Genomic DNA, 23,558 nt, shown 5'->3' on the forward strand with positions numbered 1-23,558 from the left:
CTCGTTCTGATCGGCTACTTGTACATGGTCTGGGCTTTGGTGCCGGGTGCATATTCGTCCGGGTCGACCCACACGTTCACAACCGCACATTTGCCGGTCTTCGCGATGGCTTCCCTGGCCCGCTGCAGGGCCGGCTGGATTTCTGAAGCCTCGCGCACTTCTTCGCCGTAGCCGCCGATCATCTCGCCGAACATCGAGAACGGAATGTCGCCGAGCTTGTTGCCGATATTGCCGCGCTGTTCGCCATACTTGGCGATCTGGCCGTAGCGGATCTGGTTCATGTGCGAGTTGTTTCCGACAACAGCCAGATAAGGCGCGCCAAAACGCTGCGAGGTTTCCATGTCGAATGCAGTCATGCCAAATGACCCGTCGCCATAAAGGCACATGACCTCCTTGTTTGGATTGGCCAGTTTTGCCGCCATGGCAAACCCGGTGCCGACACCAAGTGACCCGAGCGCGCCAGGGTCCATCCACTGGCCCGGACCGCGCGGCCGCACGGCCTGCGCAGAAATGGTGACGATGTCGCCGCCATCGCCGATGTAAATCGTGTCTTCGCCGAGGAACTCGTTGATTTCCCAGGCCAGACGGTAAGGGTGGATCGGATTGCGGTCCGACGTGAACAACGGCATCAGTTTTTCGAGTGCTACAGACTCAGCAGCGCGCAGTTTGGCCATCCATTGCTTGCGCTCATCCTGAGCAGACTTGTCGATGCGCCCGGACGCAGCCTGTTCCACCGCCGCCAGGATAGCGCCGGGATCGCCGCACAGGCCCAGGTCCACGTCACGGTTCTTGCCGACAGTGTTGTAACCCATGTCAATCTGCACCAGGGTTGCTTCCTTGGAGATGCGCTTGCCATAGCCCATGCGGAAATCGAACGGGGTGCCGACGATCAGGATCACGTCGGCTTCCTTGAACGCCATCGACCGGGTGCGGTCAAAGCCGTGCGGATCACTTGGATGCAGCATGCCGCGGCTGGCGCCGTTCAGATAGGCCGGAATATCCAGCGAGCGCACCAGCGAGATGGCTTCATTGTGGCCCTGGGCTGCCCATACCTGCTGGCCGAACAAGACCGCGGGCCGTTTTGACTTAACCAGGATATCGGCAAGTTTCTCGATATCGGCAGGATCGCCGATGGAGCGCACCGAGCCACGGTATTTGCCCGGTGTTGGCAGAACAGCCTTTTCAACCGGAATTTCAGCATCGAGGATGTCACGCGGAATTTCCAGGTAGGACGGCCCGTAGGCGCCATTGAAGCTTTCTCGCGCTGCCATGGCGATCATGTCGGCAACACGCTCTGTCGACAACACGCCTGCAGAAAACTTGGTGATCGGCGCCATCATGTCGACGTGCGGCAAATCCTGCAGCGACCCCATCTTGTGCTGGGTCAGCGATGACTGACCGCCAATGTGCAGGATCGGACTTTCCGACCTGAAGGCCGTTGCCACACCGGTGACGGCATTGGTGCAGCCGGGACCTGCTGTCGTGACAACACAGCCCAGCTTGCCGGTCTGGCGCGCATAACCATCCGCCGCATGAGCCGCGACCTGTTCATGGCGGACATCGACAATGCGGATACCTTCGTCGATGCAACCATCATAGATGTCGATGATGTGACCACCGCACAACGTGAAGATGGTATCGACACCTTCAGCTTTCAGCGCCTTTGCTACCAGATGGCCGCCGGAAACGACCGAACCATCCTTGGTCTTGGCCTTGAGGGTGTCATCTGCGGTCGTTGTCGGCGTTGCTGTCGTTGTACTCATTTGTCATTGGCTCCCTGAAATATCTTTGTGTCGTTCGGCCCACTGAGAAGGCCGCATTGTTGGGTTCAGCCTGCGCCTTCTTCAGCGCCGGAAAAAGTGTTCCAGTTCTTGCGGACATGACCATGCAGTCGCATGGTGTGTTCACGCACCAGCATTGAGGCAAGCTCGGCATTGCGGTCTTCAATCGCCTCAATGATATTCATGTGATCCACCACCGACCGGGTGATGCGGTCGCCTTCGGCCATGGCACGTTCGCGAATGGAGCGCATGTGCAGGAACAGGCCCTTGGCGATATCCAGCAGCATCGGGCTGCCCGACAGCTCCAGAATACGCAGGTGGAAAGAGATATTGGCTTCGGAATATTCATGCAGATGCGCGCGCAATTCTGTCTCCCCCTTTTGCTTGGGCAGCGCCTTGCGCAGGGACTCAATCTCCCGGTCACTGGCATTCTCAGCCGCCATGCGTGCAGCCATGCTTTCAAGTGACGCCCACACCACAATCATGTCGAGCACTTCATCCAGGCTCTTGCGGCGTATGAAAACACCACGGCGCGGCTGAACTTCGACGAAGCCCTCCTGCTCCAGCCTGGTCAGCGCTTCACGTACCGGCGTCCTGGAAATGCCAAGCTGCTCAGCGAGCGCGCGCTCATCGAGGCGCAGGTTGGCATCCGCATCATACAGGTTCATGCTGCTGATGGCGTCCTTGAGCACATCATAAATATGCTCCTTGAGGCTGAAATTGGTGCCGACAGGCTTGAGTTTCAGACGAGTTGCCATGATTTGTTGCGGGCCTTATCGCTGCGAACCGGACCTGTGCAGGCATTGGCGCCTGTGGTCCGTGGTATACCAAGTACCACGAACATGGCACGAGCGGGCATGCAAGCAGAGTCCGCATTCCACATTGTGGATACCCACGCAGGCTTAGCAGTGAAACAAGGCTACGATTATGGCTGCAACTGCCGGGACGCCGGTAAAAAGCGGGCTTTCAAATTGTCCAATTGAACCAGCCAACCTCCTCCAGAACGCATGAGCGGCGCCGCTCGGGAGCAGGTTGTGCCATCAGGACTTCCGTCAATCGGTCACTTTGAAGTGGAAAATGTCAATTCTATGCAGATGCCGCGCTCACCCACGGCAGCAGCGGCAATCTTGATCTCACACAAACGCAGCAGCATCGCTGCCAGCGCCATTCCATAGCCGCTGGCATTACCGGTCAGGCTGATTTCCTTCACCGGTTCGCCGCTTTCAATACTGTCCAGAATGGACTGCACATCGGTCCTGCCGACCTCGAATTCGACAATGACACTCAATGCATCAGGCTCAGACATCCGCGCACCAAGCTTCAACTGGCTGCCTGGTCCGCCAAGCACAGCTGATGTACGCAGCAGGCTGGCGATGGCGCGTCTGGCAACGCGCGCGTCCATGCGCACGCAACTGTGTCCGATCACCTCGAGCATGGCGGCTGAGTCAAGCTCGACGTCTTCTGCAACCAGCACGGCCTGAATTTCGTCAATGGCACCGGAAATCAGCGTTCGCAGTTCACGGACTTCCAGCTCAACCGATTGTTCATTTCGCTGCAGGCGGATGATTTCCATCATCTCGTTCATGTTCAGCAGCAGGGCTTTGGCAGATTCGCGGATAAAACCGAGATAGGAAGTGCGCGTACTGGCATCAATCTCATTGCCGTCACCGGCAGCCAGAATGTCGACATACCCGAGAATGACATTGAGCGGCGTGCGAAAGTGATGTGCGACCTGGGACACGAATGTCGTTCTGGCCTGCTCCATTACTTCCTTCTGCGCCAGCACATCGTGCATCGCCTGCTCGTTGCGGCGGCGCGAGGTAACATCATTCATCAGGATCAAAGTGCCGCCCAGCCGGTCCTGGACGTCAATATACTGCAGCTCAAACGCGCAGCCGGTCAGTCCGGCAACCTGCTTCGGACAATCCCGCAATTTGGGCGAAATATCGTAAAGAGACAGGGCGGCCAGATGTTCCCGTTTACTGCTGACAAACTCCAGTTTCAGCAATCCCGCGCGGCGGAGCATGTCATAAAACACTTCATTGCTGGTTATGACGCTGCCGTCGGCGCGAACGGATGCCACGCCGCAGGCCACATTATTCAAGGTGACCTGCAGGAGTTCCGCATCCGAGGATGCAACAGCCGTTTGATTTTGACTTGCAGTCAGCGCCACAAGGCGGGCCTCCACACCGGAATCGTAATTTCACCCCTGAATCAGCTGCGCCTGTCCCCGCAAAATACTCACTGTCCCTACAGGGTAATACACTTGCCTGCGAATTTACCCTTGAATTCTAAAGCAATCATTGATGGCAGGTCTGGATGACGCTAATAGAGCGGGCATGGTTGATAATCTCAAAATAATGCTGGCTCAATTGAACCCAACAGTTGGTGCAGTTGCGGCGAATTCCGACCTCGCACGTACTGCTCATGCCGAGGCGGCGGCGGCTGGGGCCGATCTCCTGGTATTCACGGAATTGTTCATTTCCGGCTATCCGCCGGAGGATCTGGTCCTGAAACCAGCATTCGTGGACGCCTGTCAGGAGGCGGTGAAAAACCTTGCCGAGCTGACCGGAAACGGCTCGCCGGCAATGCTGATTACCTCACCGTGGGCCGAAGACGGCAAGCTCTACAACGCAGCCATTCTGCTGGAAGACGGCAAGGTGGATGCGGTGCGCTTCAAATACGATTTGCCCAACTATGGTGTGTTTGATGAAAAACGGGTGTTTGACCCGGGCCCCGCACCGGGGCCGATCAACTTTCGCGGCATACGCATCGGGGTGCCTATCTGTGAGGACATCTGGACCGAGGAAACCTGCGAAACGCTGGAGGAAACCGGCGCAGAGTTGCTGATTGTGCCAAACGGCTCACCGTTTGAGCGCGACAAGCAGGATGTCCGTCTCAACCTGGTCGTGGCACGGGTGACCGAAACCAACCTGCCGATGATCTATGTCAACCAGGTGGGCGGTCAGGACGAACTGGTGTTTGACGGCGCTTCCTTTGTGCTGAATGCCGACCGTTCACTGGCCTGCCAGATGCCGGAATTTGAAGAAGCGATGCTGCTGACCGAATGGACCCGCGGCCCCGACGGCTGGGTGTGCGCCGGGGCTGATACCGCCCGGCAATTGCTGGGCTATGAGGAAATCTGGCATGCCTGCGTCCTGGGCACACGAGACTATGTGCGCAAGAACCGATTTGAAAGTGTCGTGCTGGGGCTGTCCGGCGGCATAGATTCCGCCGTGGTTGCGGCAATGGCGGTCGACGCGCTGGGACCAGACAAGGTGCACTGTGTGATGCTTCCTTATGAATACACCTCGTCCGACAGCCTTGAGGATGCCGAAGCCTGCGCGAAGGCGCTCGGTGTGCGCTATGACGTTGTGCCGATTTCCGAACCGGTTGCGGGTTTCCTGAATTCACTCGGGCCGATGTTCGAAGGCACGACCGAAGGGGTCACTGAGGAAAACATCCAGTCGCGCACCAGGGGCGCCATCCTGATGGCGATTTCCAACAAGTTCGGCTCAATGGTTCTCACCACAGGCAACAAGTCGGAAATGTCGGTCGGGTATGCCACGCTTTACGGCGACATGAACGGCGGCTTCAACCCGATCAAGGACGTCTACAAATCAGATGTCTACGCCCTGGCAAGCTGGCGCAACCAGTCGGACGGCACCGGCCTTGAAGGTCCGGCTCGCCGCGTAATCCCGGAACGCATTATCAGCAAGGCACCGTCTGCGGAACTCAGGCCGGACCAGACCGACCAGGACTCGCTGCCGGAGTACGACGTGCTGGATGATATCCTGGACGGACTGGTTGAAAGTGAAACCTCACTGGCAGACCTGGTTGCGAAGGGCCATGACCCGGCCGTGGTCGAGCGCATTCAGCATCTGCTCTACATTGCAGAATACAAACGCCGCCAGGCTGCGCCGGGCGTGAAGATTACCCGCCGCGCTTTCGGCAAGGAACGCCGCTATCCGATTACCAACGGCTTCCGGGACAAGGCCTGAAACTGCAGTGCGCCGGATCTAACGAATGATCTTGATTATGCCCGGGCTTTTCTCGCGGTACAGCTTTGCCGGGCGGTGAGCGCCTTCAATCCGCTTTGCACCGGTCTCTTCCAGGACGTCCAGCGCCAGCACCCATTTGCGAAAGTTGCGCTTGTCCAGCGGTTCCGCCTTGATGGTTTCATAGACTGACTGGAGATTGCCGAGCGTGAATTCCTGCGGCAACAGGCAGAACGCAATTGTGGAATAGTCCAGCTTGGCCTTCATCCGAGCGTGGGCCTCCTGCAGGATCACGGCATGATCAAAGGCCAGCTCCGGCAGGTCATCCACCGCGAACCAACGCGCGCTGGCCGCGTCCGTTGCCGCTTCCACTGTGTGTTCGTCAGCCGGCACCAGCGCGAAATAGGCAACACTTACGACCCCGCCTCTCGGATCGCGGCCCGGGTTGCCAAAACTCCCCAGTTGCTCCAGGTATACACCGCTGATGCCGGTTTCTTCCGTCAGTTCCCGTGCCGCGCACTGATCCAGGCCTTCATTTTCAGTCAGAAAGCCCCCCGGCAGTGCCCAACTGCCTTTGTACGGCTGGCAAGCGCGCTCAATCAGCAGCACGTTCAGCACATCTGCGCGAACGGTGAAAACCGCAATATCCGTTGCAACGTTGAAACTGGCCGGCATGCTCATGAAATCCGTATACCTGATAGTAAGTGTCTTGAAAACACTATCATGTAAGTGTATATATAACACTAACTGATGAAAAGGAGATGTGTCATGTTCGTGAGACGCTACAAGGGTTCGCCCGATACACACATAATTCAATTCGAGAACGGCAAGGTCAAACGCCATGGCCGCGGGCTCAGCTTTTTCTATATGCCGCTGACGACGGTGCTGATGGAAGTTCCGATGGTGAGCCAGGACGTTCCGTTCGTGTTCACTGAAACAACGGTTGATCATCAGGAAGTCGCCTTGCAAGGCGTCATGACCTACCGCATCACGGACCCGCTTCTGATGACCGCGTCCCATGACTTTACCATCGGTCATAGCAGCAAGATGGCGCGTGGCGACGGCCAGGAAAAGCTTACCATGCGCCTGGTCAACGCCATACAGGGCACAGCCCGCACGGTTATTGCCGAAATGACCCTTGAGCAGGCCCTGGCTGAAGCCGCCAATCTGTCAGTTATTGTGACTGAAGCCGTGTCGGGTCATCATGCCCTGCACGATGCGGGCATCATGGTTGAAGCCCTGCATTTCAGCAGTGTGCGGGCCATGCCGGAAATCCAGAAAGCCCTGCAGACCGATTACCGGGAACGGCTTCAGAAGCAGGCCGATGACGCGATCTACGCCAGACGCGCGTCTGCCATTGAGAATGAACGTGAATTGAAGCAGCGCGAACTGGCAACCGACGTCGAGATCGAGCAACGCCGGGTCGAACTGGTCAATACGCAGGTCCGCAACAAGCTGGCCGAAGCGGAAGCCGACGCCAAGGCCGAGCGCATGAAACTGGAGCCGTATGGTGAGGTGGAACCGCAAGTCCTGATCGGCCTCGCCCTGAAAGACTGGGCCGGACATGAAGGCAGCATCGGAAACCTGACCATTACGCCGGACATGCTGAGCGGACTGGCAGGCTGGATGAACTCGACCAGCGCGGCAAAACCCGACGGTATCAGCGATGAACACCAGCCCAAGTGACGTAAACCGGGTTGTACTGGTGACCAGAAAGACCGAACTGGACGAACTGGTCACCAGGTTCGCCACCCTCCCCCAGGCCAGGTTTTTTCTGGAACACGCAGGCACTGACTTTGCGCCCATACAACACGCCCACGACACATACCAGCGCGCCCTGGAGACGGTTAGCCGGGCGATCCCGCGCGACATCAAGGTATTGCGCATAGACCGCGATCAGGTGCCGTTTACCGAGTTTGATGATGACCTGGTTGTTGCACTTGGCCCGGACGGGCTGGTGTCGAACACCGCCAAGTACCTGCCGACACAGCCGTTGCTCGGCGTGAACCCGGACCCGGCTCAATACGATGGCGTATTGCTGCCGTTTGCACCTGAAGAAGCGGCCGGGGCAATCAGTCTCGCGCTGAACAACGAGGCGGTGCTGGCCCATGTCAGCCTTGCACATGCCGTGAGCCGCGATGGCCACAGCCTGCTTGCCTTCAATGACCTGTTCATCGGGGCAGCCAGCCACGTGTCGGCGCGTTACGAACTGCATCATGCGGGCAAGGCAGAACGCCAGTCCTCGAGCGGCATCATCGTTTCAACCGGCGCCGGTTCCACCGGCTGGCTCCGGTCTGTTCTGACCGGGGCCCGGTCCATTGAGGCCATTGCAAACGGACGGGCGGCGCCCTCGCCTGTCGACTACGCCCTGCCCTGGGATACCAGTGATCTCATCTACTGTGTGCGCGAACCGTTCCCCAGCAAGATGAGCGGCACCACACTCGCCTATGGCACGGTCAACTCAAAGCACCCGCTGGAGGTGACGTCTCATATGGCAACGGACGGTGTGATCTTTTCTGACGGCATCCAGTCGGATGCGATACCGTTTGAAACGGGTTCCATTGTTTCGGTTGGTGTCGCTCGACAACAGGCGCACCTGGTGGTGCAATGACGCTTTCAGCCATCCTCTGCTTGCGCTGGCCATGCACTGCCGCTAAACGAGCGTCATGACCATTACTGTTCGCTTCGCGCCTTCACCCACCGGCCGCATCCATATCGGCAATGCCCGCACCGCCATTTTGAACTGGCTGTTCGCGCGCAAGGCTCAAGGCCGCTTCATACTGCGGTTTGACGACACCGACCTTGAACGCTCAACAAAGGAATTTGCCGACGGGATCACAACCGATCTCAACTGGCTCGGCCTGACACCCGATGAGGTCTACCGGCAGTCGGAACGCTTTGCCCTGTATGACGCTGCCGCAGAGAAACTGAAAAGCGACGGCAGACTTTACGCCTGCTACGAAAGCGCAGAAGAGCTCGACTACAAGCGCAAGCGCCAACTGGCCCGGCACCAGCCGCCGATCTATGACCGAACCGGCCTGAACCTGTCAGATGAAGACCGTGCCAAACTGGAGGCAGAAGGCGGCAAGCCCCATTGGCGGTTCAAGCTGGATCAGCGTGACATTCACTGGGATGACCTGGTGCGCGGAGAGGTACACATCGACACCTCGTCACTGTCCGACCCGGTGCTGATCCGCGAGGACGGCAGTTACCTATACACACTGCCGTCGGTAGTGGACGATATCGACATGGGGCTGACCCATGTTATCCGCGGCGAGGACCACACCACCAACGCGGCTGTGCAGGTGGAGATTTTTGAAGCACTTGGCGCCAAGCCACCTGCTTTTGCGCATCATTCGCTGCTGGTAGGTGCAGATGGCAAGGGCCTGTCGAAACGGCTCGGATCCCTATCGGTCGCGGCCATGCGCGAGGATGGGTTGGAAGCCATGGCTGTGGTCAGCCACGGCGCGCTGATCGGCACGTCGGAAGCCATCGAGCCTCACACCCGGATGGACACCTTGCTCGAAGCCTTCGACCTGTCCAAGCTGTCGCGCGCACCGGGCCGGTTTGATATGATAGAACTTGAAAACCTCAACGCCCGCATCGTGCATCAACTCTCGTACAGCGATGTTCGCGAGCGCCTTGCAGACATGGGCGCAGATGGTGGTGAAGACTTCTGGCAGGCCGTGCACAGCAATCTTTCCAAGGTCCGCGACGCTGCCGAATGGCACGGGATCGTCTGTGGCCACGTCACCGGCGAGATTGCGGACGAGGATCGCGAGTTCATCTCACAAGCCGCCGGGTTGCTGCCGGAAGAACCTTGGGACGATACAAGCTGGAAGACCTGGACCGACGCGGTCAAGCAGGCCACCGGGCGCAAGGGCAAGGGCCTGTTCATGCCGCTGCGTCTGGCGCTGACGGGTAAACCGCACGGGCCTGAACTGGCGGTCCTGCTGCCGCTCATCGGCCGGGACCGGACGCTGGCGAGACTATGACCCTGTACTGCCACTGACACGCACTTGCGGCTTCGCAAGGCACGTCAGCGATGGCCGCCGGATGCAAGCTGTGTTGGAACTTTTTATGCCATCCACAGCGCTCGCCTGCCCCGGTCAACAGGCAATTTGGGAATGCGCAGGTGCCTGGAAAGCTTCACGAACCGCCTGTGCCATTCCAGTTTTGGTACTGCATTTGTTTTGCGTTCGCTGGCGAAGAACAATGTTCGTTCCCTGAAGGTTCGGGAAACCTTCTTCTGCGGTCAGTTCCCGGCAGTCAGGAGGAATTTGGCTCTGAGCCAGGACCGCCACGGCCATACCGGATGACACTGCTGCCTGGAGGCCGAACGTACTTCCGCTTACATAAGCGATCCGGTAATCCTTTTGTTGCTGATCGAGGCTGGCAATAGCCCAATCCCTCCACCAGCATCCGCGGTTGCACAGTGCAACAGGCATTGGAACGCACTCGTGTTGGAAATGCCTGTCCGATGTAACCCAGACGACGGGATCGTTGAGAAGAATCTCCCCTCCAACCCTTGCCGCTTCCTCATGAACCACGACAAGATCGAGTTCGCCCTTGTCGAGTTCGGCATTCAGTTCGGATGTGGGCGCACAGCGAACGGTTACTTCAACCTGCGGATGCAGCTTGGAAAAACGGGCCAGAACACGAGGAAGGATAGTGCCTCCATACTCCTCCGGAATGCCGATCCTGACAAATCCGTCCAGCGGTTCCGACTGAAGGGAAACCGCAGCCTGGTCGAGCAGCGACAGTATGCGTCTTGCGTCCCTGACCAGCCGTTCGCCCGGAGAAGTAAGCGTGACGCCGCGGGGGCCACGTTCGAACAATCGATCCCCGACTATGTCTTCCAGCTTCTTCATCTGAATGCTTACTGCAGACTGTGTGCGGCCGACTACTTCCGAGGCGCGGGTGAAATTCCTGGTCTCGGCAATCGCAACAAGAGTGCGCAGAAGATCACTCTCCAGGTTCGGGTTCATGACGGTATCCTCGGCAATATTAAGACATAAATTAAATGCATGTCTAGCATGATAATTACTCGTTTCACGAATGTCTAGTGCAAGTCCATATTGTCTTGTATCAGAGATAAGGAGTGCAACAGATGGCACACAGAACCGACGACACGTGCAATACCCGTTCAGTATCCTTGCAAGACAGTTTGCTTGGCGCAATTGGATCCTGGCTTCATGCGCGACGTGAAAAATACGCGAAAAATCGTGACATTCTGCAGATTTTGTCACACGACGCACGCCTGCTGAACGACATAGGCTTTTCACGCGAACAGCTGGTTGGAGAGCTTGGCTACGATCCCTGCGAGCTGCCCGAGCTGTTTAGCGGGGGAGGCTATCGGACGCCACGCCTGTGAACCGTATACAGCATAAATTCAGATCATGCTGACCCAATCTATCGCTCCCTTTCAAAGAGGAAGTCAATCATGTCCATAAAACATGACACCCGATCCCGGACAAACACCTTGCTGGTCGCAACGGGCATCGTGCTTCTGGCTGTCTTTTCACTACAGTCCCAGGACGTCCCGGTACGATACGACGTGACGAACACGCCAGATGCCGGGCCTGCCCGGGACGAGTTACCAGGAACGAGCGGCAGCATTCCTTCCGGACATCCCGTTCCGCCCGCTTTGCAAAAAAGGTTCCTGAGGTGACGCCCGCAACGGTTGAGCTGGCCGTTCGGCAGATGTGATGGCCCCAACGCGCGCGGGAAACCAAATGGACCGGGCCGGCCTCATTTCATCATTGGCCTCCGGTCAACGATGAACCGCCAAGTGCCGGCAATGGTCAAATGACTGCTGACACTATGTTGTCAGCACAGGCATGCTACGCTTTTTTTCAAGTTGCATGACTCGCGAGTGGCTATGTCAGACCATGATACCAGCGCACAAGACCAGATATTGGGAATTGCCCTGGTGCTGGCATCAACAGTGGTGTTCAGCCTGTCGGGAGTGCTGACCAAGGCAATCGTGAGCGATACCTGGACGATCGCCTGCTGGCGCGGATTGTTCGGCGCGGTTTTGATTGCAGCGTATGTTGTCTGGCAAAGACCAAAAGGCCATGGGTCGACTAGTCTGCGGCTGGGCTGGCGCGGGTGGCTCCTGGCCAGTGTCGGAAGCCTTGCAAGCCTGGCCTTCATCGCTGCGTTCAAGATGACTTATGTTGCCAATGTAGCGATCATCTATGCGACGGTTCCGTTCGCGGCAGCTTTTCTGGAATGGGCATTGATGCGCCAGAAGGTGCGTCACCCGACGATGGTTGCAGCCGCAATCTGTGTTGCAGGCGTAGTGGTCATGGTCGGAACGGGTGTTGGATCGGTCAATCTGCTTGGCGATTTTGTCGCCGTGCTGATGATGCTGGGAAATGCCCTCTACATGGTTCTCATCCGGGTGTTCAGCAAAACACCGGTTGTTCTGGCCGGAGCGGCATCGGCGTTGCAGCTGTTTGTCATTGGCTGGATCTTCACCGATCCGCTCGATGTAAGCCTGCATGATGGCCTGCTTCTCATCCTTTTCGGGGTCTGCTTTGCCATTGCCGTCATCTTGTGGACGGAGGGAACCAAACTGATCACTGCCGCGGAATCCGGTCTGCTGGGGTCGGCGGAAGTGCCGCTGGCCATTTTAATGGCATGGATATTTCTGGCAGAAATTCCACCGCTGGCAAGCTTCATCGGCGGTGTCATGGTTTTGGGTGCCATCCTCTGGCATGCCAATCGGGACTACCGGCAAGCCAAGTCTGTTCTTCAGTGAGAGACCACAAAACAACCATTCGCTGTATTGCAGAAAGCGTTCAAGCCAGGCTCGAAACTGCCGTTCGCGGCGATTGGAAACAAGACCCGGTCTTTCAATGGACCGACCAAGATCAGCCTCTCAACTTGGGCAATATCAGCACCATGAAGATTGCCAAGCAGACCAGCACAAGTGCCGTTGTCTCACGCCAACCCACCGGCTCACCGAGCAGCAGCAGACTGGAACAAACGCCAACCACCGGAACCGCCAGCACACCGATTGCGGCATAAACAGCTGGAAACATGCTGACGATCTTGAAGTAGGCCCACTGGCAGAACACCATGGGGAAAATCAGAACATAGGCAAACGCAATGATCGCCGGAGTGCTCAAGACAGCCAGGTCCGGCAGTGGCTCAAGCACCAGGGCCCCGATACCGACCGGTATCGACGCCAACAGCAACTGCCAGCCGATGATGGTGGCAACGGGGGTCTGCCAGTTGAACCGTTTGAACAGGACCGTGCCGAACCCCCATGACACTGCGGCGCCCAGCATCATCAATGCCCCAACGGGCGCCGCCCCCAGCACCGACATGTCATGGCCGATCAAAATACCAAGGCCCGCCATGCCCAGGCCGAGGCCGGCAAATACGGGAAGTGACACGCGATCTCTCAGGACGGGAATGGCAAACAGAGCTGCCCAGACCGGCATGGTGAAGGCGATGATGGATGCCCTGCCCGCCGGCACCAGGGTCAGCCCGTAGGCGGAAAACAAATGCCAACCGACCATGTTGAACACACCGCACAGCATCAGTGGCCAAAGATCAATTGTTGGTACGCGCAAACGGTTACCGGACAGGCCCGATATGGCAAGCAAGGCACTGCCGCCCACGGCAAGGCAGATAGTGCGAAACCACCACGGGCTGACTTCGCCGAGCACGATTTTCATACCCGGCCAGTTAACGCCCCAGAACAGGGTAACTGCCGCCAGCAGAGCAAACCCGGCAACGGGCATTCCTGCCGGCGACGGGTGCCGGGAAGCAGATGCGTCAGGCAACCTGCGGAATCTCGCGGTCAGGGTTCGGTACCTTGAAACCTGCCTGAACTGCCGGACGCGCAGCGATTGCCTGGTACCAGCGCTTGACGTTGGCGAACTCGTTCAGGTCGATGCGTTGCCATTCAAACCGTGAAGCCCACGGCCAGATGGCCATGTCGGCGATCGAATAGTCGCCTGCCACGTAGTCTTCTTCTGCCAGCCTGCGGTCAAGTACGCCATAGAGCCGTTTGCATTCCGCGGCGTAGCGGTCTTCGGCGTATTCAGCCTTGCCCGGATTGAAGTGCAGGAAGTGATGGGCCTGGCCGAGCATCGGTCCAAAACCGCCCATCTGCCACATCAGCCATTCCATGGCCTGCCAGTGACGAGGCCCGTCGGCAGCGAGGAACTTGCCTGTTTTCTGGGCCAGATACAAAAGAATTGCGCCGGACTCGAACACCGTCTGGCCATTGTCATTGTCATGGATCGCCGGGATCTTGTTGTTAGGTGAAATTTTCAGAAAGTGCGGCTGAAACTGGTCATCCTTCATGATGTTGATCGGATGAGTGGTGTATTCCAGCCCGAACTCCTCAAGCGCGATGGAGGCCTTGTAGCCGTTGGGAGTGCTCCAGGTATAAAGATCAATCATTTTAGTCGTAGTCTCCTTGGGGGGTCAAAAGAGTAATGAGGTTCGGTGAGACCGGTTCACGCCAGTGTCAGCCGGCTTGCCGCTGCTTCGAGATCGAGAATGACGTTGTAATGGGCCGGATCGGGAAATGTAATGCCTGACAACAGCAATTCTGCGCGAACGTCACTTAAGGCCGGATCGGCCATCGCCTGGCGCAGGGCTGTCCGCAGTCGCTCAACCGTTTCGGCGTTTGCCGTCAAGGACGTTATGTAGGGAAGCCCGGGAACTTTGGGGCTCTGTCCCAGCACCCTGACACGCGACACAAGCTCCGGCTCAATCCTCGACAACAGGGCAAACGTCACTGCGTCAATGCAGGCAACATCCGCCTTGCCGTCAGCGACTGATTGCAGCGAGCGGCGATGGCCACCGGAACGCGACAGCGACCTGAAGAACGGATCAGCCTGATCGTGTTGACTAGCGGCTGCCGCACGCAATGCCAGCAGGCCGGACATGCTGTCATCGGTATTGTAGACCGCCCGCGCACTTCTGCAGTCTGCCAGGGAGAACAGGTTCGATGACCCCGGCACCACGATCACCGATGAATAGAACCCGTCCCGGTCACATCCCTTGCAGGCATAAACCGGCAAGCCCAGCAGCCGCACCTTGCCGTTCAACTGGTGAGTGAGCGGGTAACCGCAGGTTTGCGAGAACAAGAGATTGGGCGAACACCAGTGCCGCTCAAGATCATCCGGCACCGCGCAGACTTCCGGCACATCAGCAATTCCCTGGCGCTGCATGTGAGCTGCAAGGCCGGCCCACCAGGCGCCGGTTGCCGAGGCAAGTTCCGGTAAATCATACATGGGCAGCGAGGCAAAATTCATCGCGCGACGGTAATCCTTGCTGACAGGCAGGAAGACAAGTTCAGTGTTCTAACAGTAAATTTACAAACCCACAAAGCTCGCCCGCAGTTTTCCCGGTGCATGGCACAAGGGTGACCGGAATGACTTGCAGTTGATGAAATACGCGTTAAGGTTGATGGAGATTTCGGCGCTTGATGGTAATTAAGTGTCTCTTTACAGCAATACCGGCACGCCCGGCGTGCTGTTACGGTTGGGATTACAATGCTGTTCTACAGCATCCGGGGAACTGAAAGACGCTTGTAAACAGCGCTTAACAGGGTGGGAAGACAGACACATGCTGCAATTGGCTGGCAAGCGATTGTTACAGATGGCATTGATAATGCTGACTGTATCACTCCTACTGTTTTTGGCGTTTGAAGCGGATAAATACAGCCTGGCAGGCAAAGTGCTCGGCCAGTACTCCACGGAAGACCAGCGGCTGCTGTGGCTGGAGCAGAACGGTTACAATGCACCGTTTGCGCAACGCTATGTCACCTGGGTGTTCAATGCTGCGCGCGGCGACTTTGGCGAGTCGGTTCAGTTCGCCACACCGGTTTCCAAACTGCTCAAGGACCACCTGCTAAATACTGCGGTTCTGGGCGGCTTGGTCTTTGCAATAACGGTTTCAATTGCCCTGGTGCTTGGCGTGCTGTCTGGCATTGCAGAAGGGTCTCCGCGCGATCGCGGCATCACGGTTCTGGCGGTGATCACCACATCTATTCCGGAATTTGCGTCCGCAACCATCCTTGTCGCCATATTCGTTTTCTGGCTGGACTTGCTGCCGGGGACATCTCCGTTCAGTAACGGGCTGACATGGACTGACGCCAACCAGCTGGTGCTGCCGGTGATGGTGCTGGTGATCTACAATTTCGGGTATTACACCCGCATGACACGCGCTTCGATGGCCGAGGTCATGACATCGCAGTATGTGCGAACCGCCATCCTCAAGGGACTTCCCTACAAACGGGTCATCCTGCGGCACGGTTTGCGCAATGCGCTGATCGCGCCGTTTACCGTCATGATCCTGCAGCTCAACTACCTGCTGTCGGGCGTTATCGTGACCGAGGTGTTCTTCTCCTACAAGGGCTTTGGCAAGCTGCTCTACGAGGCCGCCCTGTTCGGCGACATCTTCGTCATTGAGGCCTGCGCAATGGTGGCCGTGTTCATCGCGGTGTTTTCCCAGTTTGTATCCGACATCGGATACACGCTTCTCAACCCACGAATCCGGTTCAGCTGAGGAAACAGGTCCATGACAGATACAACAGCTGAACAAACCAACACCCCGGGCTCCTCGTCAGGATGGGGGCGTTTCTTGAAAGCATTTGGCCTGCTGCGCGAAAGCTGGGTCGGCATGATCGGGCTGTTCCTGGTGTCATTCTGGGTGCTGGTCGCGATTTTCGTTGACCTGCTGCCATTGCAGGACCCGCTGGCCCAGACCCGCGGCGCCATCAACCTGGCCATGCTGACTGAAGACAAGACCGGCGTGATGCACTGGATGGGCACCGATGATCGCGGCCGCGACCTGCTGGCGCGCCTGCTGCACGGCTCCCGGGTTGTGTTGTTCTGGTCGACGCTGGCGACAATAGTGGCCTATTCGGTCGGCATGATCATGGGGGTTACTGCCGGGTACCGCGGTGGCTGGTGGGACGAAATCATTTCGTTCATCGGCAATGTCCTGTTGTCGTTCCCGCAAATCGTTCTGCTGCTGGTGATCCTGACCGCATTCGGTCCGAATTCGAATATCGGCGTCTGGATGAACACGGCACTTGGGCTGGACAAGACAATCGTGTCCGGCGCCCTGATCATTGTCGCCATCACCTTTTCAACGGCACCGCAGGTCGCGCGTATCGTGCGCGGCATCGTGCTCGACCTGAAAACCCGTGACTACATTGCAGCCGCTGAAGTGCGCGGCGAAGGTCCGTTATGGATCATGCTGGTTGAACTTCTGCCGAATGCGCGCGGGCCGCTGATTGTGGACGCCTGCCTGCGCCTGGGCTACGTGATTATCACCATCGCCCTGCTCGGCTTCCTGTCGCTCGGCCTGCCGCCCCCGGATCCGGACTGGGGCAAGATGATCTCCGACGGGCGCCAGTGGGGCTATAATGGCCTGAACATGATGCTGTGGCCTGCCCTTGCGATCTCTTCGCTGGTACTGGGTTTGAACCTGCTGGCCGATGGCCTGCGTGAAATTTCGCTGAGGGATTGATCCTATGGCCGCACCGGACATGAACACACCTGTTCTGGAATGTAACAACGTCTCGATCTCGTACTATACGAGAGCCGGTGAAATACCCGCCGTGGTGGACTTCAATATGAAAGTGATGCCAGGCGAGGCGGTCGGCATTGTGGGTGAAAGCGGCTGTGGCAAGTCCACGGTTGCCCTCGCCATCATGCAGTACATGGGAAAGAACGGCGCCATTGTCGGCGGCGAGATCAAGTTCATGGGACGCGACATGCGCACCATGTCGGAAGAAGAGTTGCGCGATATTCGCGGGTCGCGCATTTCGATGGTCTATCAGGAGCCAATGGCATCCCTGAACCCGTCCATGCTGATCCGCGAACAGCTCAATGAAGTGCTGATTTTCCACGAAGGCATCAGTGACGAGGAAGCCTCCAAGCGGTCCATCGAAATGCTGGATGCGGTGCGCCTGCCGGATCCTGAGCGATTGATGGATTCGTTCCCGCACCAGATATCAGGCGGCCAGCAGCAGCGCGTCGTCATTGCCATGGCGCTGCTGTCCAAGCCGCAATTACTGCTGCTGGATGAGCCGACCACCGCGCTCGACGTCACCGTCGAGGCAGGTGTGGTGGAACTGATCAAGGATATCTCGAAGCGCTTCGGCACGTCGATGATCTATATCTCGCACAACCTGGGCCTGATCCTGGAAACCTGCGACAAGATTGCCGTGATGTATTCCGGCGAGGCGGTTGAATTCGGTTCGGTCAACCAGGTCTTCGATGAAATGCGCCACCCCTACACGCGTGGCCTGTTCAATTCCATTCCGCTGCCCGGTGCCGACCGGTATTCAAGGCCGCTGGTCCCGATCCGGGGACAGTTGCCGCTGCCGCACGAACGCCCGACAGGCTGCAATTTCGGTCCGCGCTGCGACCATTTCAAGGATGGTGTGTGCAATGTAGAGGCTTTGCACATGCAAGAGGTTGCCGGGCAAAAAGGCCAACAGGTTCGCTGCGAGCGATATCTGAGCATCGACTGGGAAGCCGCCAAGCCGAAAGCCGTTGCCGGAGAGGGCGTCAACTACGGCAAGACCGTTCTGCAGGTAAAGAACATGCAGAAATATTACGAGGTTCACGACCGCTCGCTGAAGGCGCTGATTTCTGGCAAGGCCTCCAAATTCGTGAAGGCAAATGAAAAGCTGGACTTCGAGGCTCGCGAAGCCGAAACCGTGGCAATCGTGGGCGAATCCGGCTGCGGCAAGTCAACTTTCGCCAAGGTGATGCTGGGCCTGGAGACCGCAACCGGCGGTGAAGTCATTCTCAACGGCCAGGAAATCGGGCAGATATCGGTCCACAAGCGCACGCCGCAAATGGTCGGTTCGATGCAGATGATCTTCCAGAACCCGTTTGAAACACTGAACCCGTCGCATACCGTCGGCAGTCAGATCAGTCGGGTGCTGCGCATGTTCGGCGTGGCAAAGAATAAGGAAGACGCGCTGGAGAAAACCTACAAGCTGCTTGATATGGTGAAGCTGCCGCGCGACTTCGCACAGCGTCGTCCACGCCAGTTGTCGGGCGGCCAGAAACAGCGCGTCGGCATTGCGCGTGCCTTTGCCGGCGAGGCCCAGGTGGTGGTTGCGGATGAACCGGTATCAGCGCTTGATGTGTCCGTGCAGGCTGCCGTGACCGGCCTTCTGACGGATATTCAGCGCGAACGGCGCACAACCATGCTGTTTATCTCGCATGACCTGTCGGTGGTGCGCTACCTCGCAGACCGTGTCGTGGTGATGTATCTCGGCCAGATCATGGAGCAGGGAAACACCGACGACATCTATTCACCGCCCTACCACCCGTACACAGAAGCCCTGCTGTCGGCGGTACCGATTGCCGATACGTCGATCACCAAGAAGCACATCGTGCTCGAAGGCGAACTGCCGTCACCGATGAACCCGCCATCGGGTTGTCCGTTCCAGACCCGGTGCCCGCGCAAGATCGGCTCGATCTGCGAAACGGACCTGCCGGACGTCAAGGACCTGGGCAATGGCCACAAGATCATGTGCCACCTGAGTGAAGACGAGCTCAGGGCCATGGAACCTGTGATTGCGATGCCGTCGGACAAGAAGAAAAAGGCCACCGCTTCCACAAGCCCCGGACGTGCCAAGGCGGCACTTGCTGCAGCTTCGATCGCAACCGTGCCGGGATCGGCGGCGAAATCCGCCACGCCGGACAAACCGGCCGCAAAGGCCAAGGCCGCGACCAAGAGCAAGCCTGCGAAAAAAGCTGCGGCCAAGAAACCGGCAGCAAAGAAACCGGCCGCAAAGAAAACCGCGGCCAGGAAAGCAGGCCCGGAGCGGCTCAAGAAAGCCCGTGGCAAGGCCGACGACCTGAAACTGATATCGGGCGTTGGACCGAAACTGGAGCAGACGCTCAACAAGCTGGGGTTCTGGCATTTCGACCAGATCGCCAGCTGGAAAAAGGCCGACATAGAGATTGTCGACGACGAGCTGTCGTTCAAGGGCCGTATCGAGCGGGACGACTGGATCAGGCAGGCCAAGGCACTGGCACGCAAATAGGCCGCGCCGGCTCAGCGTTTCTTGTTCAGGTGATAGGTAAGGGCCAGCGCTATGCAATGGCGCAACGGCTTTTCGGGGACCTGTCCGTCCAGGTCGATCAGAATTGCCCGGCGACCCTCATATTCGAAAACACCGGAGTATAGTTGCTGGTAGTCGTCGGCCAGTGTCGAATTGCAGCTAAAATAAAACCCGATCTTGCCAGCGCCGGTTGAGTGCTGGCCAAGGCGTATGGTGGTTCCGATGCGCGGTTTCACCGGCAGGTAACTCGGCTGGCCCCATTTCAGGGTTTCCTGCATCTCACCGATCTCGGGATGCCGGCCTGCCTCATCGATGATCATCTGCCTGAGCTCAAGCAAGCGCTCACGCACAGGCATGTCGAAACTCTCGAATACCTGCCGGATTTTCGCGTCCGCGAATTCCCGGCCTGAAACCGCTTTCGGGTTCATGGCAGGTCTCCTCCCCCCTTATTTCAGCCCAACGACCGGATCAGGATCGATTTCGCGCAGCAGCTTGCGCCGCATGGCTCGGGCGAAGTCATCATAATCTTCCGCCACCTCGACGAAACTGCCGTCGCCGACGGCAAGCCGCGCACGGTAATAGTCATCCAGTTCCTTGTCTTCATTCAGGATAGCCAACCCGTTCAGGGTCACATTGCGGGCGATCGCCATGGAGCGTGCTTCGCTCAGCACCGTCGAATACTGGCGTGGCGGTGTTTCACGGCCGTCACCCGACACATCCACGACACGCCGGTCGGACCGGATGGCGTTTTCATCAATCGACCTGATGGCGTTTGCGACACCGTCACCAATGCCGGTGCCGCCGACCTGGTTACGCGGCATGGCAGCAATAATGGCCGCTACCCGGTCCACTTCCGCCTGGTCGGACAGGATGAACCATCCGGTTTCATCCTTTGGCCGCCGGGCTTCCGCCCATATGAGTACGTTCAAAGCGATGCGTTTGTTCGGGCCTGCCGTGATGGCCCTGAGAACGGCCGGATCGCGCAAGGCGGTAGCAATGCCAGACAGCTGCAATCTGTACTCCGCATCATCAACGCTGCCCGATGCATCCACCGCGAGCACCAGCTCGAGATCAACTTCGTCACTGGCCAGTGCGGTGTGCGTTGCAGCACTTGCCAGCACAATCAGCACTGCTGTCAAAGCGCCAAAAAACTGTCTCACAGGGCCATGTTCCGAAAGCCGTTGTCGCTTGCAGGCATGACTTGGCTTACCGCTAAGTGATTGCATCGCTGCATGGAATATTTTCATCAAGGACATGGGTCATGAAATCGCATTATCGCGCAATTGTCATCGGCGGCGGCGTCGTCGGCTGTTCAATTCTGTATCACCTGACGAAAAAAGGATGGTCGGACATTCTGCTGATCGAGCGCGATGAACTGACGTCAGGCTCGACCTGGCATGCGGCCGGCGGCTTCCATACGCTCAACGGCGACCCCAACGTGGCCAAGCTGCAGGAATACACCATCAACCTCTACAAGGAGATTGAAGAGGTCTCTGAACAGTCGACCGGGTGCCATGTCACCGGCGGGGTCATGCTGGTGTCCAACAAGGATCGTTTCGACTGGCTGAAAATGGCTCATGCCCGCAACAAATATCTCGGCGTGGATACCCGCATGATCTCGGTGGAAGAAGCGGCTGAACATTTCCCGCTGATGGACAAGGACCAGTTTGTCGGTGCCATGTGGCACCCGCTCGAAGGCCATCTTGATCCGTCAGGCACCACCCATGCCTATGCCAAGGCGGCGCGGGTGAACGGGGCTGAAATCGTCCGCCAGAACCGGGTTCTGGAAACCAACCAGCTGCCCGACGGCACCTGGTCGGTGGTGACCGAAAAAGGCACCGTTACCTGTGAACACCTGGTCAATGCGGGTGGCCTGTGGGGCCGCGAGGTGGGTCGCATGGCGGGCCTTGAACTGCCGGTTCTGTGCATGGCGCACCAGTACCTCATCACCGAGGAGATGGAAGAAGTCGTTGCCTACAACAACGCCAATGACGGCAAGGAAATAGTCCACGCCATTGATTTCGACGGCGAGATCTACATGCGCCAGGAAGGCAAGGGCATGCTGATGGGTACCTACGAGCCCAATGGCATTCCATGGTCGCCAACCGAAGCGCCGTGGGACTTTTCCACCGAACTGCTGCCGCCGGACCTGGACCAGATTGCCGATAACCTGGAGCGCGGGTTCCAGCACCATCCGGCTTTCCAGTCTGCCGGCATCAAGAACATCATTAATGGCCCGTTCGCCTTCGGGCCGGACGGCAATCCGCTGATCGGACCGATCCGCGGCCTGCAGAATTACTGGGTAGCGTGCGGTGTCATGGCCGGATTCAGCCAGGGCGGCGGTGTCGGCCTGGCGCTGAGCAACTGGATCGTTGATTCCGATCCCGGCTTCGATGTATGGGCCATGGATATTGCGCGTTACGGATCCTACGCCAACATGGCCTACACCAATGAAAAGGTGCGTGAAAACTATGGCCGGCGCTTCCGCATCATGTTCCCCAATGAGGAGCTTCCCGCCGCGCGACCGCTGCGCACCACACCATTGTATGACCGGTTCAAGGCCATGGGAGCGTTCTTTGGCGCATCCTACGGTATTGAAAGCGCCCTGTGGTTTGCGCCAGAAGGCAAGAAGGCGGAAGAAGCCGTTACCTTCCGGCGCTCCGAAGCCTTTGATATCGTTGGCGATGAATGCCGCGCGGTGCGCAATTCGGTCGGCGTGCTGGAAATCTCCGGCTATGCCAAGTACGAGATCACCGGTTCCGGCGCCGAAGGCTGGCTGTCCCACATGCTGGCCAACAAGGTGCCCGCCAAGGGCCGCATGACGCTGGCCCCGATGCTGAAGGAAGACGGCAAGCTGATCGGCGATTTCTCTCTCGCCAAGGCGGACGATGAGCGCTTCTACATATTCGGGTCCGGTGCGGCGGAAAACTATCACATGCGCTGGTTCGAACAGCACCTGCCCGATAACGGGTCGGTCAAGGTGCACGCCTTCGGGCTGGAAATGTGCGGCCTGTCCATTGCCGGGCCAAACTCGCAGAAACTGTTGGCGAAACTGACCAATACCGACGTGTCGACCAGCGCCCTTCCCTTCATGTCATTCCGTGAAGTCGACCTGGGGCTGGTGCCGGCAAAACTGGCGCGCGTCAGCTTTACCGGTGACCTGGGCTATGAGATCTGGGTCGCTGCGGAGTACCTCACCACGCTGCACACCATGATCATGGAGACCGGCGCCGAGTTCGACATCAAGCCGGTTGGCGGCCGGGCGCTCATGTCACTGCGCCTGGAGAAGAACTGGGGAACATGGGCGCGGGAGTACCGCCCGATCTACGGACCTTTCGAAGCCGGTCTCGGCCGCTTCGTCGCCTTGTCGAAGAACGACTTCATCGGCCGCGAAGCAGCTGCCAAGGAAAAGGAAACCGGAGGCGAGCGCACCATGACCGTGTTCACCGTGCACGGCAATGAGGTAGACGTCATCGGTGACGAACCCATCTATCACAATGACAAGTGCGTCGGCTGGATTACCTCAGGCGGTTACGCCCACGCGGCGGACCAGTCGGTGGCGATCGGGTTCCTGCCAACCGAAATGGCCGGTGAGACCGATGGATTTGAGATTGAAATTCTCGGCCAAAACTACAAGGCTAGCCCGCAGAGGGATCCGTTGTTTGATGCCGACGCTTCACACATGAGGTCTTAGACCTTCGCACCTGTCAG

20 protein-coding genes are annotated in these 23,558 nt (G+C 58.1%); 10 read left to right on the forward strand and 10 right to left on the reverse strand.

Features of this window, described 5'->3' with window-relative positions; genetic code table 11:
* Positions 1 to 14 precede the first annotated feature (14 nt).
* The 3 genes from DHN55_RS13960 to DHN55_RS13970 all read right to left on the reverse strand — a co-directional run bounded on the left by DHN55_RS13960 (position 15) and on the right by DHN55_RS13970 (position 3,876).
* Positions 15 to 1,763 (reverse strand): thiamine pyrophosphate-binding protein, encoded by a 1,749-nt coding sequence (locus DHN55_RS13960; protein ID WP_108882097.1) that lies wholly within the window; start codon positions 1,761 to 1,763, stop codon positions 15 to 17.
* A gap of 65 nt (positions 1,764 to 1,828) precedes the next feature.
* Positions 1,829 to 2,539 carry an FCD domain-containing protein gene (locus DHN55_RS13965; RefSeq protein ID WP_108882098.1) on the reverse strand — a complete coding sequence of 237 codons (711 nt, stop codon included), beginning with the start codon at positions 2,537 to 2,539 and terminating at the stop codon, positions 1,829 to 1,831.
* A 302-nt stretch (positions 2,540 to 2,841) separates the two neighbouring features.
* Positions 2,842 to 3,876 carry a HAMP domain-containing sensor histidine kinase gene (locus DHN55_RS13970; protein WP_337660414.1) on the reverse strand — a complete coding sequence of 345 codons (1,035 nt, stop codon included), beginning with the start codon at positions 3,874 to 3,876 and terminating at the stop codon, positions 2,842 to 2,844.
* 244 nt (positions 3,877 to 4,120) lie between these two features.
* Between DHN55_RS13970 and DHN55_RS13975 the strand changes: the two genes are divergently transcribed.
* Positions 4,121 to 5,782: an NAD+ synthase gene (locus tag DHN55_RS13975; RefSeq protein ID WP_108882100.1), complete on the forward strand. Its 1,662-nt coding sequence runs from the start codon at positions 4,121 to 4,123 to the stop codon at positions 5,780 to 5,782.
* 18 nt (positions 5,783 to 5,800) lie between these two features.
* On the opposite strand, the gene DHN55_RS13980 is transcribed toward DHN55_RS13975, so the two are convergent.
* Positions 5,801 to 6,460, reverse strand: coding sequence for an NrtR DNA-binding winged helix domain-containing protein (locus tag DHN55_RS13980; protein WP_108882101.1), 660 nt, complete (start codon positions 6,458 to 6,460; stop codon positions 5,801 to 5,803).
* A gap of 87 nt (positions 6,461 to 6,547) precedes the next feature.
* Between DHN55_RS13980 and DHN55_RS13985 the strand changes: the two genes are divergently transcribed.
* Genes DHN55_RS13985 through gltX form a run of 3 tightly spaced genes read left to right on the forward strand, consistent with a single transcriptional unit; the run spans position 6,548 to position 9,774 of the window.
* A complete protein-coding gene (locus tag DHN55_RS13985; RefSeq protein ID WP_337660310.1) occupies positions 6,548 to 7,465 on the forward strand; it encodes an SPFH domain-containing protein in 918 nt (305 codons plus the stop codon).
* Positions 7,446 to 8,390, forward strand: a complete 945-nt coding sequence (locus DHN55_RS13990) for a sugar kinase (RefSeq protein ID WP_108882103.1) — start codon at positions 7,446 to 7,448, stop codon at positions 8,388 to 8,390. The genes DHN55_RS13985 and DHN55_RS13990 overlap by 20 nt, the downstream gene beginning before the upstream one ends.
* A gap of 55 nt (positions 8,391 to 8,445) precedes the next feature.
* Positions 8,446 to 9,774, forward strand: coding sequence for a glutamate--tRNA ligase (gltX, locus tag DHN55_RS13995; RefSeq protein WP_108882104.1), 1,329 nt, complete (start codon positions 8,446 to 8,448; stop codon positions 9,772 to 9,774).
* Between the two features lie 114 nt (positions 9,775 to 9,888).
* Here the strand turns inward: gltX and DHN55_RS14000 are convergent, their stop codons facing one another.
* Positions 9,889 to 10,767 carry a LysR substrate-binding domain-containing protein gene (locus tag DHN55_RS14000; RefSeq protein WP_108882105.1) on the reverse strand — a complete coding sequence of 293 codons (879 nt, stop codon included), beginning with the start codon at positions 10,765 to 10,767 and terminating at the stop codon, positions 9,889 to 9,891.
* 122 nt (positions 10,768 to 10,889) lie between these two features.
* Here DHN55_RS14000 and DHN55_RS14005 point away from each other — a divergent pair, with 122 nt between their 5' ends.
* Positions 10,890 to 11,153, forward strand: a complete 264-nt coding sequence (locus DHN55_RS14005; RefSeq protein WP_108882106.1) for a DUF1127 domain-containing protein — start codon at positions 10,890 to 10,892, stop codon at positions 11,151 to 11,153.
* A 507-nt stretch (positions 11,154 to 11,660) separates the two neighbouring features.
* The gene (locus DHN55_RS14010) at positions 11,661 to 12,545 is read left to right on the forward strand and encodes an EamA family transporter (protein WP_108882107.1); all 885 of its coding nucleotides are present in this window, start codon (positions 11,661 to 11,663) and stop codon (positions 12,543 to 12,545) included.
* Positions 12,546 to 12,657: 112 nt separating this feature from the next.
* Here the strand turns inward: DHN55_RS14010 and DHN55_RS14015 are convergent, their stop codons facing one another.
* From DHN55_RS14015 to DHN55_RS14025, 3 genes are read right to left on the reverse strand one after another with little or no spacing between them, the layout of a single operon-like run.
* Positions 12,658 to 13,578 (reverse strand): EamA family transporter, encoded by a 921-nt coding sequence (locus DHN55_RS14015; protein ID WP_108882108.1) that lies wholly within the window; start codon positions 13,576 to 13,578, stop codon positions 12,658 to 12,660.
* Entirely contained in the window at positions 13,571 to 14,203 is a 633-nt protein-coding gene (locus DHN55_RS14020) for a glutathione S-transferase N-terminal domain-containing protein (protein WP_108882109.1), read from the reverse strand. Before DHN55_RS14020 ends, DHN55_RS14015 begins: the two co-directional genes overlap by 8 nt.
* Positions 14,204 to 14,259: 56 nt before the next feature.
* On the reverse strand, positions 14,260 to 15,063 hold the full coding sequence (locus DHN55_RS14025; RefSeq protein ID WP_108882110.1) for a PhnD/SsuA/transferrin family substrate-binding protein: 804 nt from the start codon (positions 15,061 to 15,063) through the stop codon (positions 14,260 to 14,262).
* Between the two features lie 313 nt (positions 15,064 to 15,376).
* On the opposite strand from DHN55_RS14025, the gene DHN55_RS14030 reads away from it, so the two are divergent.
* From DHN55_RS14030 to DHN55_RS14040, 3 genes are read left to right on the forward strand one after another with little or no spacing between them, the layout of a single operon-like run.
* Positions 15,377 to 16,318 carry an ABC transporter permease subunit gene (locus DHN55_RS14030; protein WP_108882111.1) on the forward strand — a complete coding sequence of 314 codons (942 nt, stop codon included), beginning with the start codon at positions 15,377 to 15,379 and terminating at the stop codon, positions 16,316 to 16,318.
* A 12-nt stretch (positions 16,319 to 16,330) separates the two neighbouring features.
* Positions 16,331 to 17,287, forward strand: a complete 957-nt coding sequence (locus DHN55_RS14035) for an ABC transporter permease subunit (RefSeq protein WP_108882112.1) — start codon at positions 16,331 to 16,333, stop codon at positions 17,285 to 17,287.
* Between the two features lie 4 nt (positions 17,288 to 17,291).
* Positions 17,292 to 19,829 carry a dipeptide ABC transporter ATP-binding protein gene (locus tag DHN55_RS14040; RefSeq protein ID WP_108882113.1) on the forward strand — a complete coding sequence of 846 codons (2,538 nt, stop codon included), beginning with the start codon at positions 17,292 to 17,294 and terminating at the stop codon, positions 19,827 to 19,829.
* 11 nt (positions 19,830 to 19,840) lie between these two features.
* On the opposite strand, the gene DHN55_RS14045 is transcribed toward DHN55_RS14040, so the two are convergent.
* Together DHN55_RS14045 and DHN55_RS14050 are read right to left on the reverse strand one after the other, a co-directional pair.
* Positions 19,841 to 20,275, reverse strand: coding sequence for a DUF1801 domain-containing protein (locus tag DHN55_RS14045; RefSeq protein ID WP_108882114.1), 435 nt, complete (start codon positions 20,273 to 20,275; stop codon positions 19,841 to 19,843).
* A gap of 18 nt (positions 20,276 to 20,293) precedes the next feature.
* Positions 20,294 to 21,007 carry a DUF1194 domain-containing protein gene (locus DHN55_RS14050; protein ID WP_337660311.1) on the reverse strand — a complete coding sequence of 238 codons (714 nt, stop codon included), beginning with the start codon at positions 21,005 to 21,007 and terminating at the stop codon, positions 20,294 to 20,296.
* Between the two features lie 101 nt (positions 21,008 to 21,108).
* On the opposite strand from DHN55_RS14050, the gene DHN55_RS14055 reads away from it, so the two are divergent.
* Positions 21,109 to 23,541, forward strand: coding sequence for an FAD-dependent oxidoreductase (locus DHN55_RS14055; protein ID WP_108882116.1), 2,433 nt, complete (start codon positions 21,109 to 21,111; stop codon positions 23,539 to 23,541).
* Positions 23,542 to 23,558: the final 17 nt, after the last annotated feature.

It is taken from the genome of Anderseniella sp. Alg231-50 (genome assembly GCF_900149695.1).
GTDB lineage: Bacteria > Pseudomonadota > Alphaproteobacteria > Rhizobiales > Aestuariivirgaceae > Anderseniella.

Coding starts and splice junctions, on each gene's coding strand:
- DHN55_RS13960 (WP_108882097.1), bottom strand. CDS start 1,763: ATGAGTACAACGACAGCAACGCCGACAACGACCGCAGATGACACCCTC.
- DHN55_RS13965 (WP_108882098.1), bottom strand. CDS start 2,539: ATGGCAACTCGTCTGAAACTCAAGCCTGTCGGCACCAATTTCAGCCTC.
- DHN55_RS13975 (WP_108882100.1), top strand. CDS start 4,121: ATGGTTGATAATCTCAAAATAATGCTGGCTCAATTGAACCCAACAGTT.
- DHN55_RS13980 (WP_108882101.1), bottom strand. CDS start 6,460: ATGAGCATGCCGGCCAGTTTCAACGTTGCAACGGATATTGCGGTTTTC.
- DHN55_RS13985 (WP_337660310.1), top strand. CDS start 6,548: ATGTTCGTGAGACGCTACAAGGGTTCGCCCGATACACACATAATTCAA.
- DHN55_RS13990 (WP_108882103.1), top strand. CDS start 7,446: ATGAACACCAGCCCAAGTGACGTAAACCGGGTTGTACTGGTGACCAGA.
- gltX (WP_108882104.1), top strand. CDS start 8,446: ATGACCATTACTGTTCGCTTCGCGCCTTCACCCACCGGCCGCATCCAT.
- DHN55_RS14000 (WP_108882105.1), bottom strand. CDS start 10,767: ATGAACCCGAACCTGGAGAGTGATCTTCTGCGCACTCTTGTTGCGATT.
- DHN55_RS14005 (WP_108882106.1), top strand. CDS start 10,890: ATGGCACACAGAACCGACGACACGTGCAATACCCGTTCAGTATCCTTG.
- DHN55_RS14010 (WP_108882107.1), top strand. CDS start 11,661: ATGTCAGACCATGATACCAGCGCACAAGACCAGATATTGGGAATTGCC.
- DHN55_RS14020 (WP_108882109.1), bottom strand. CDS start 14,203: ATGATTGATCTTTATACCTGGAGCACTCCCAACGGCTACAAGGCCTCC.
- DHN55_RS14025 (WP_108882110.1), bottom strand. CDS start 15,063: ATGAATTTTGCCTCGCTGCCCATGTATGATTTACCGGAACTTGCCTCG.
- DHN55_RS14030 (WP_108882111.1), top strand. CDS start 15,377: ATGCTGCAATTGGCTGGCAAGCGATTGTTACAGATGGCATTGATAATG.
- DHN55_RS14035 (WP_108882112.1), top strand. CDS start 16,331: ATGACAGATACAACAGCTGAACAAACCAACACCCCGGGCTCCTCGTCA.
- DHN55_RS14040 (WP_108882113.1), top strand. CDS start 17,292: ATGGCCGCACCGGACATGAACACACCTGTTCTGGAATGTAACAACGTC.
- DHN55_RS14045 (WP_108882114.1), bottom strand. CDS start 20,275: ATGAACCCGAAAGCGGTTTCAGGCCGGGAATTCGCGGACGCGAAAATC.
- DHN55_RS14055 (WP_108882116.1), top strand. CDS start 21,109: ATGAAATCGCATTATCGCGCAATTGTCATCGGCGGCGGCGTCGTCGGC.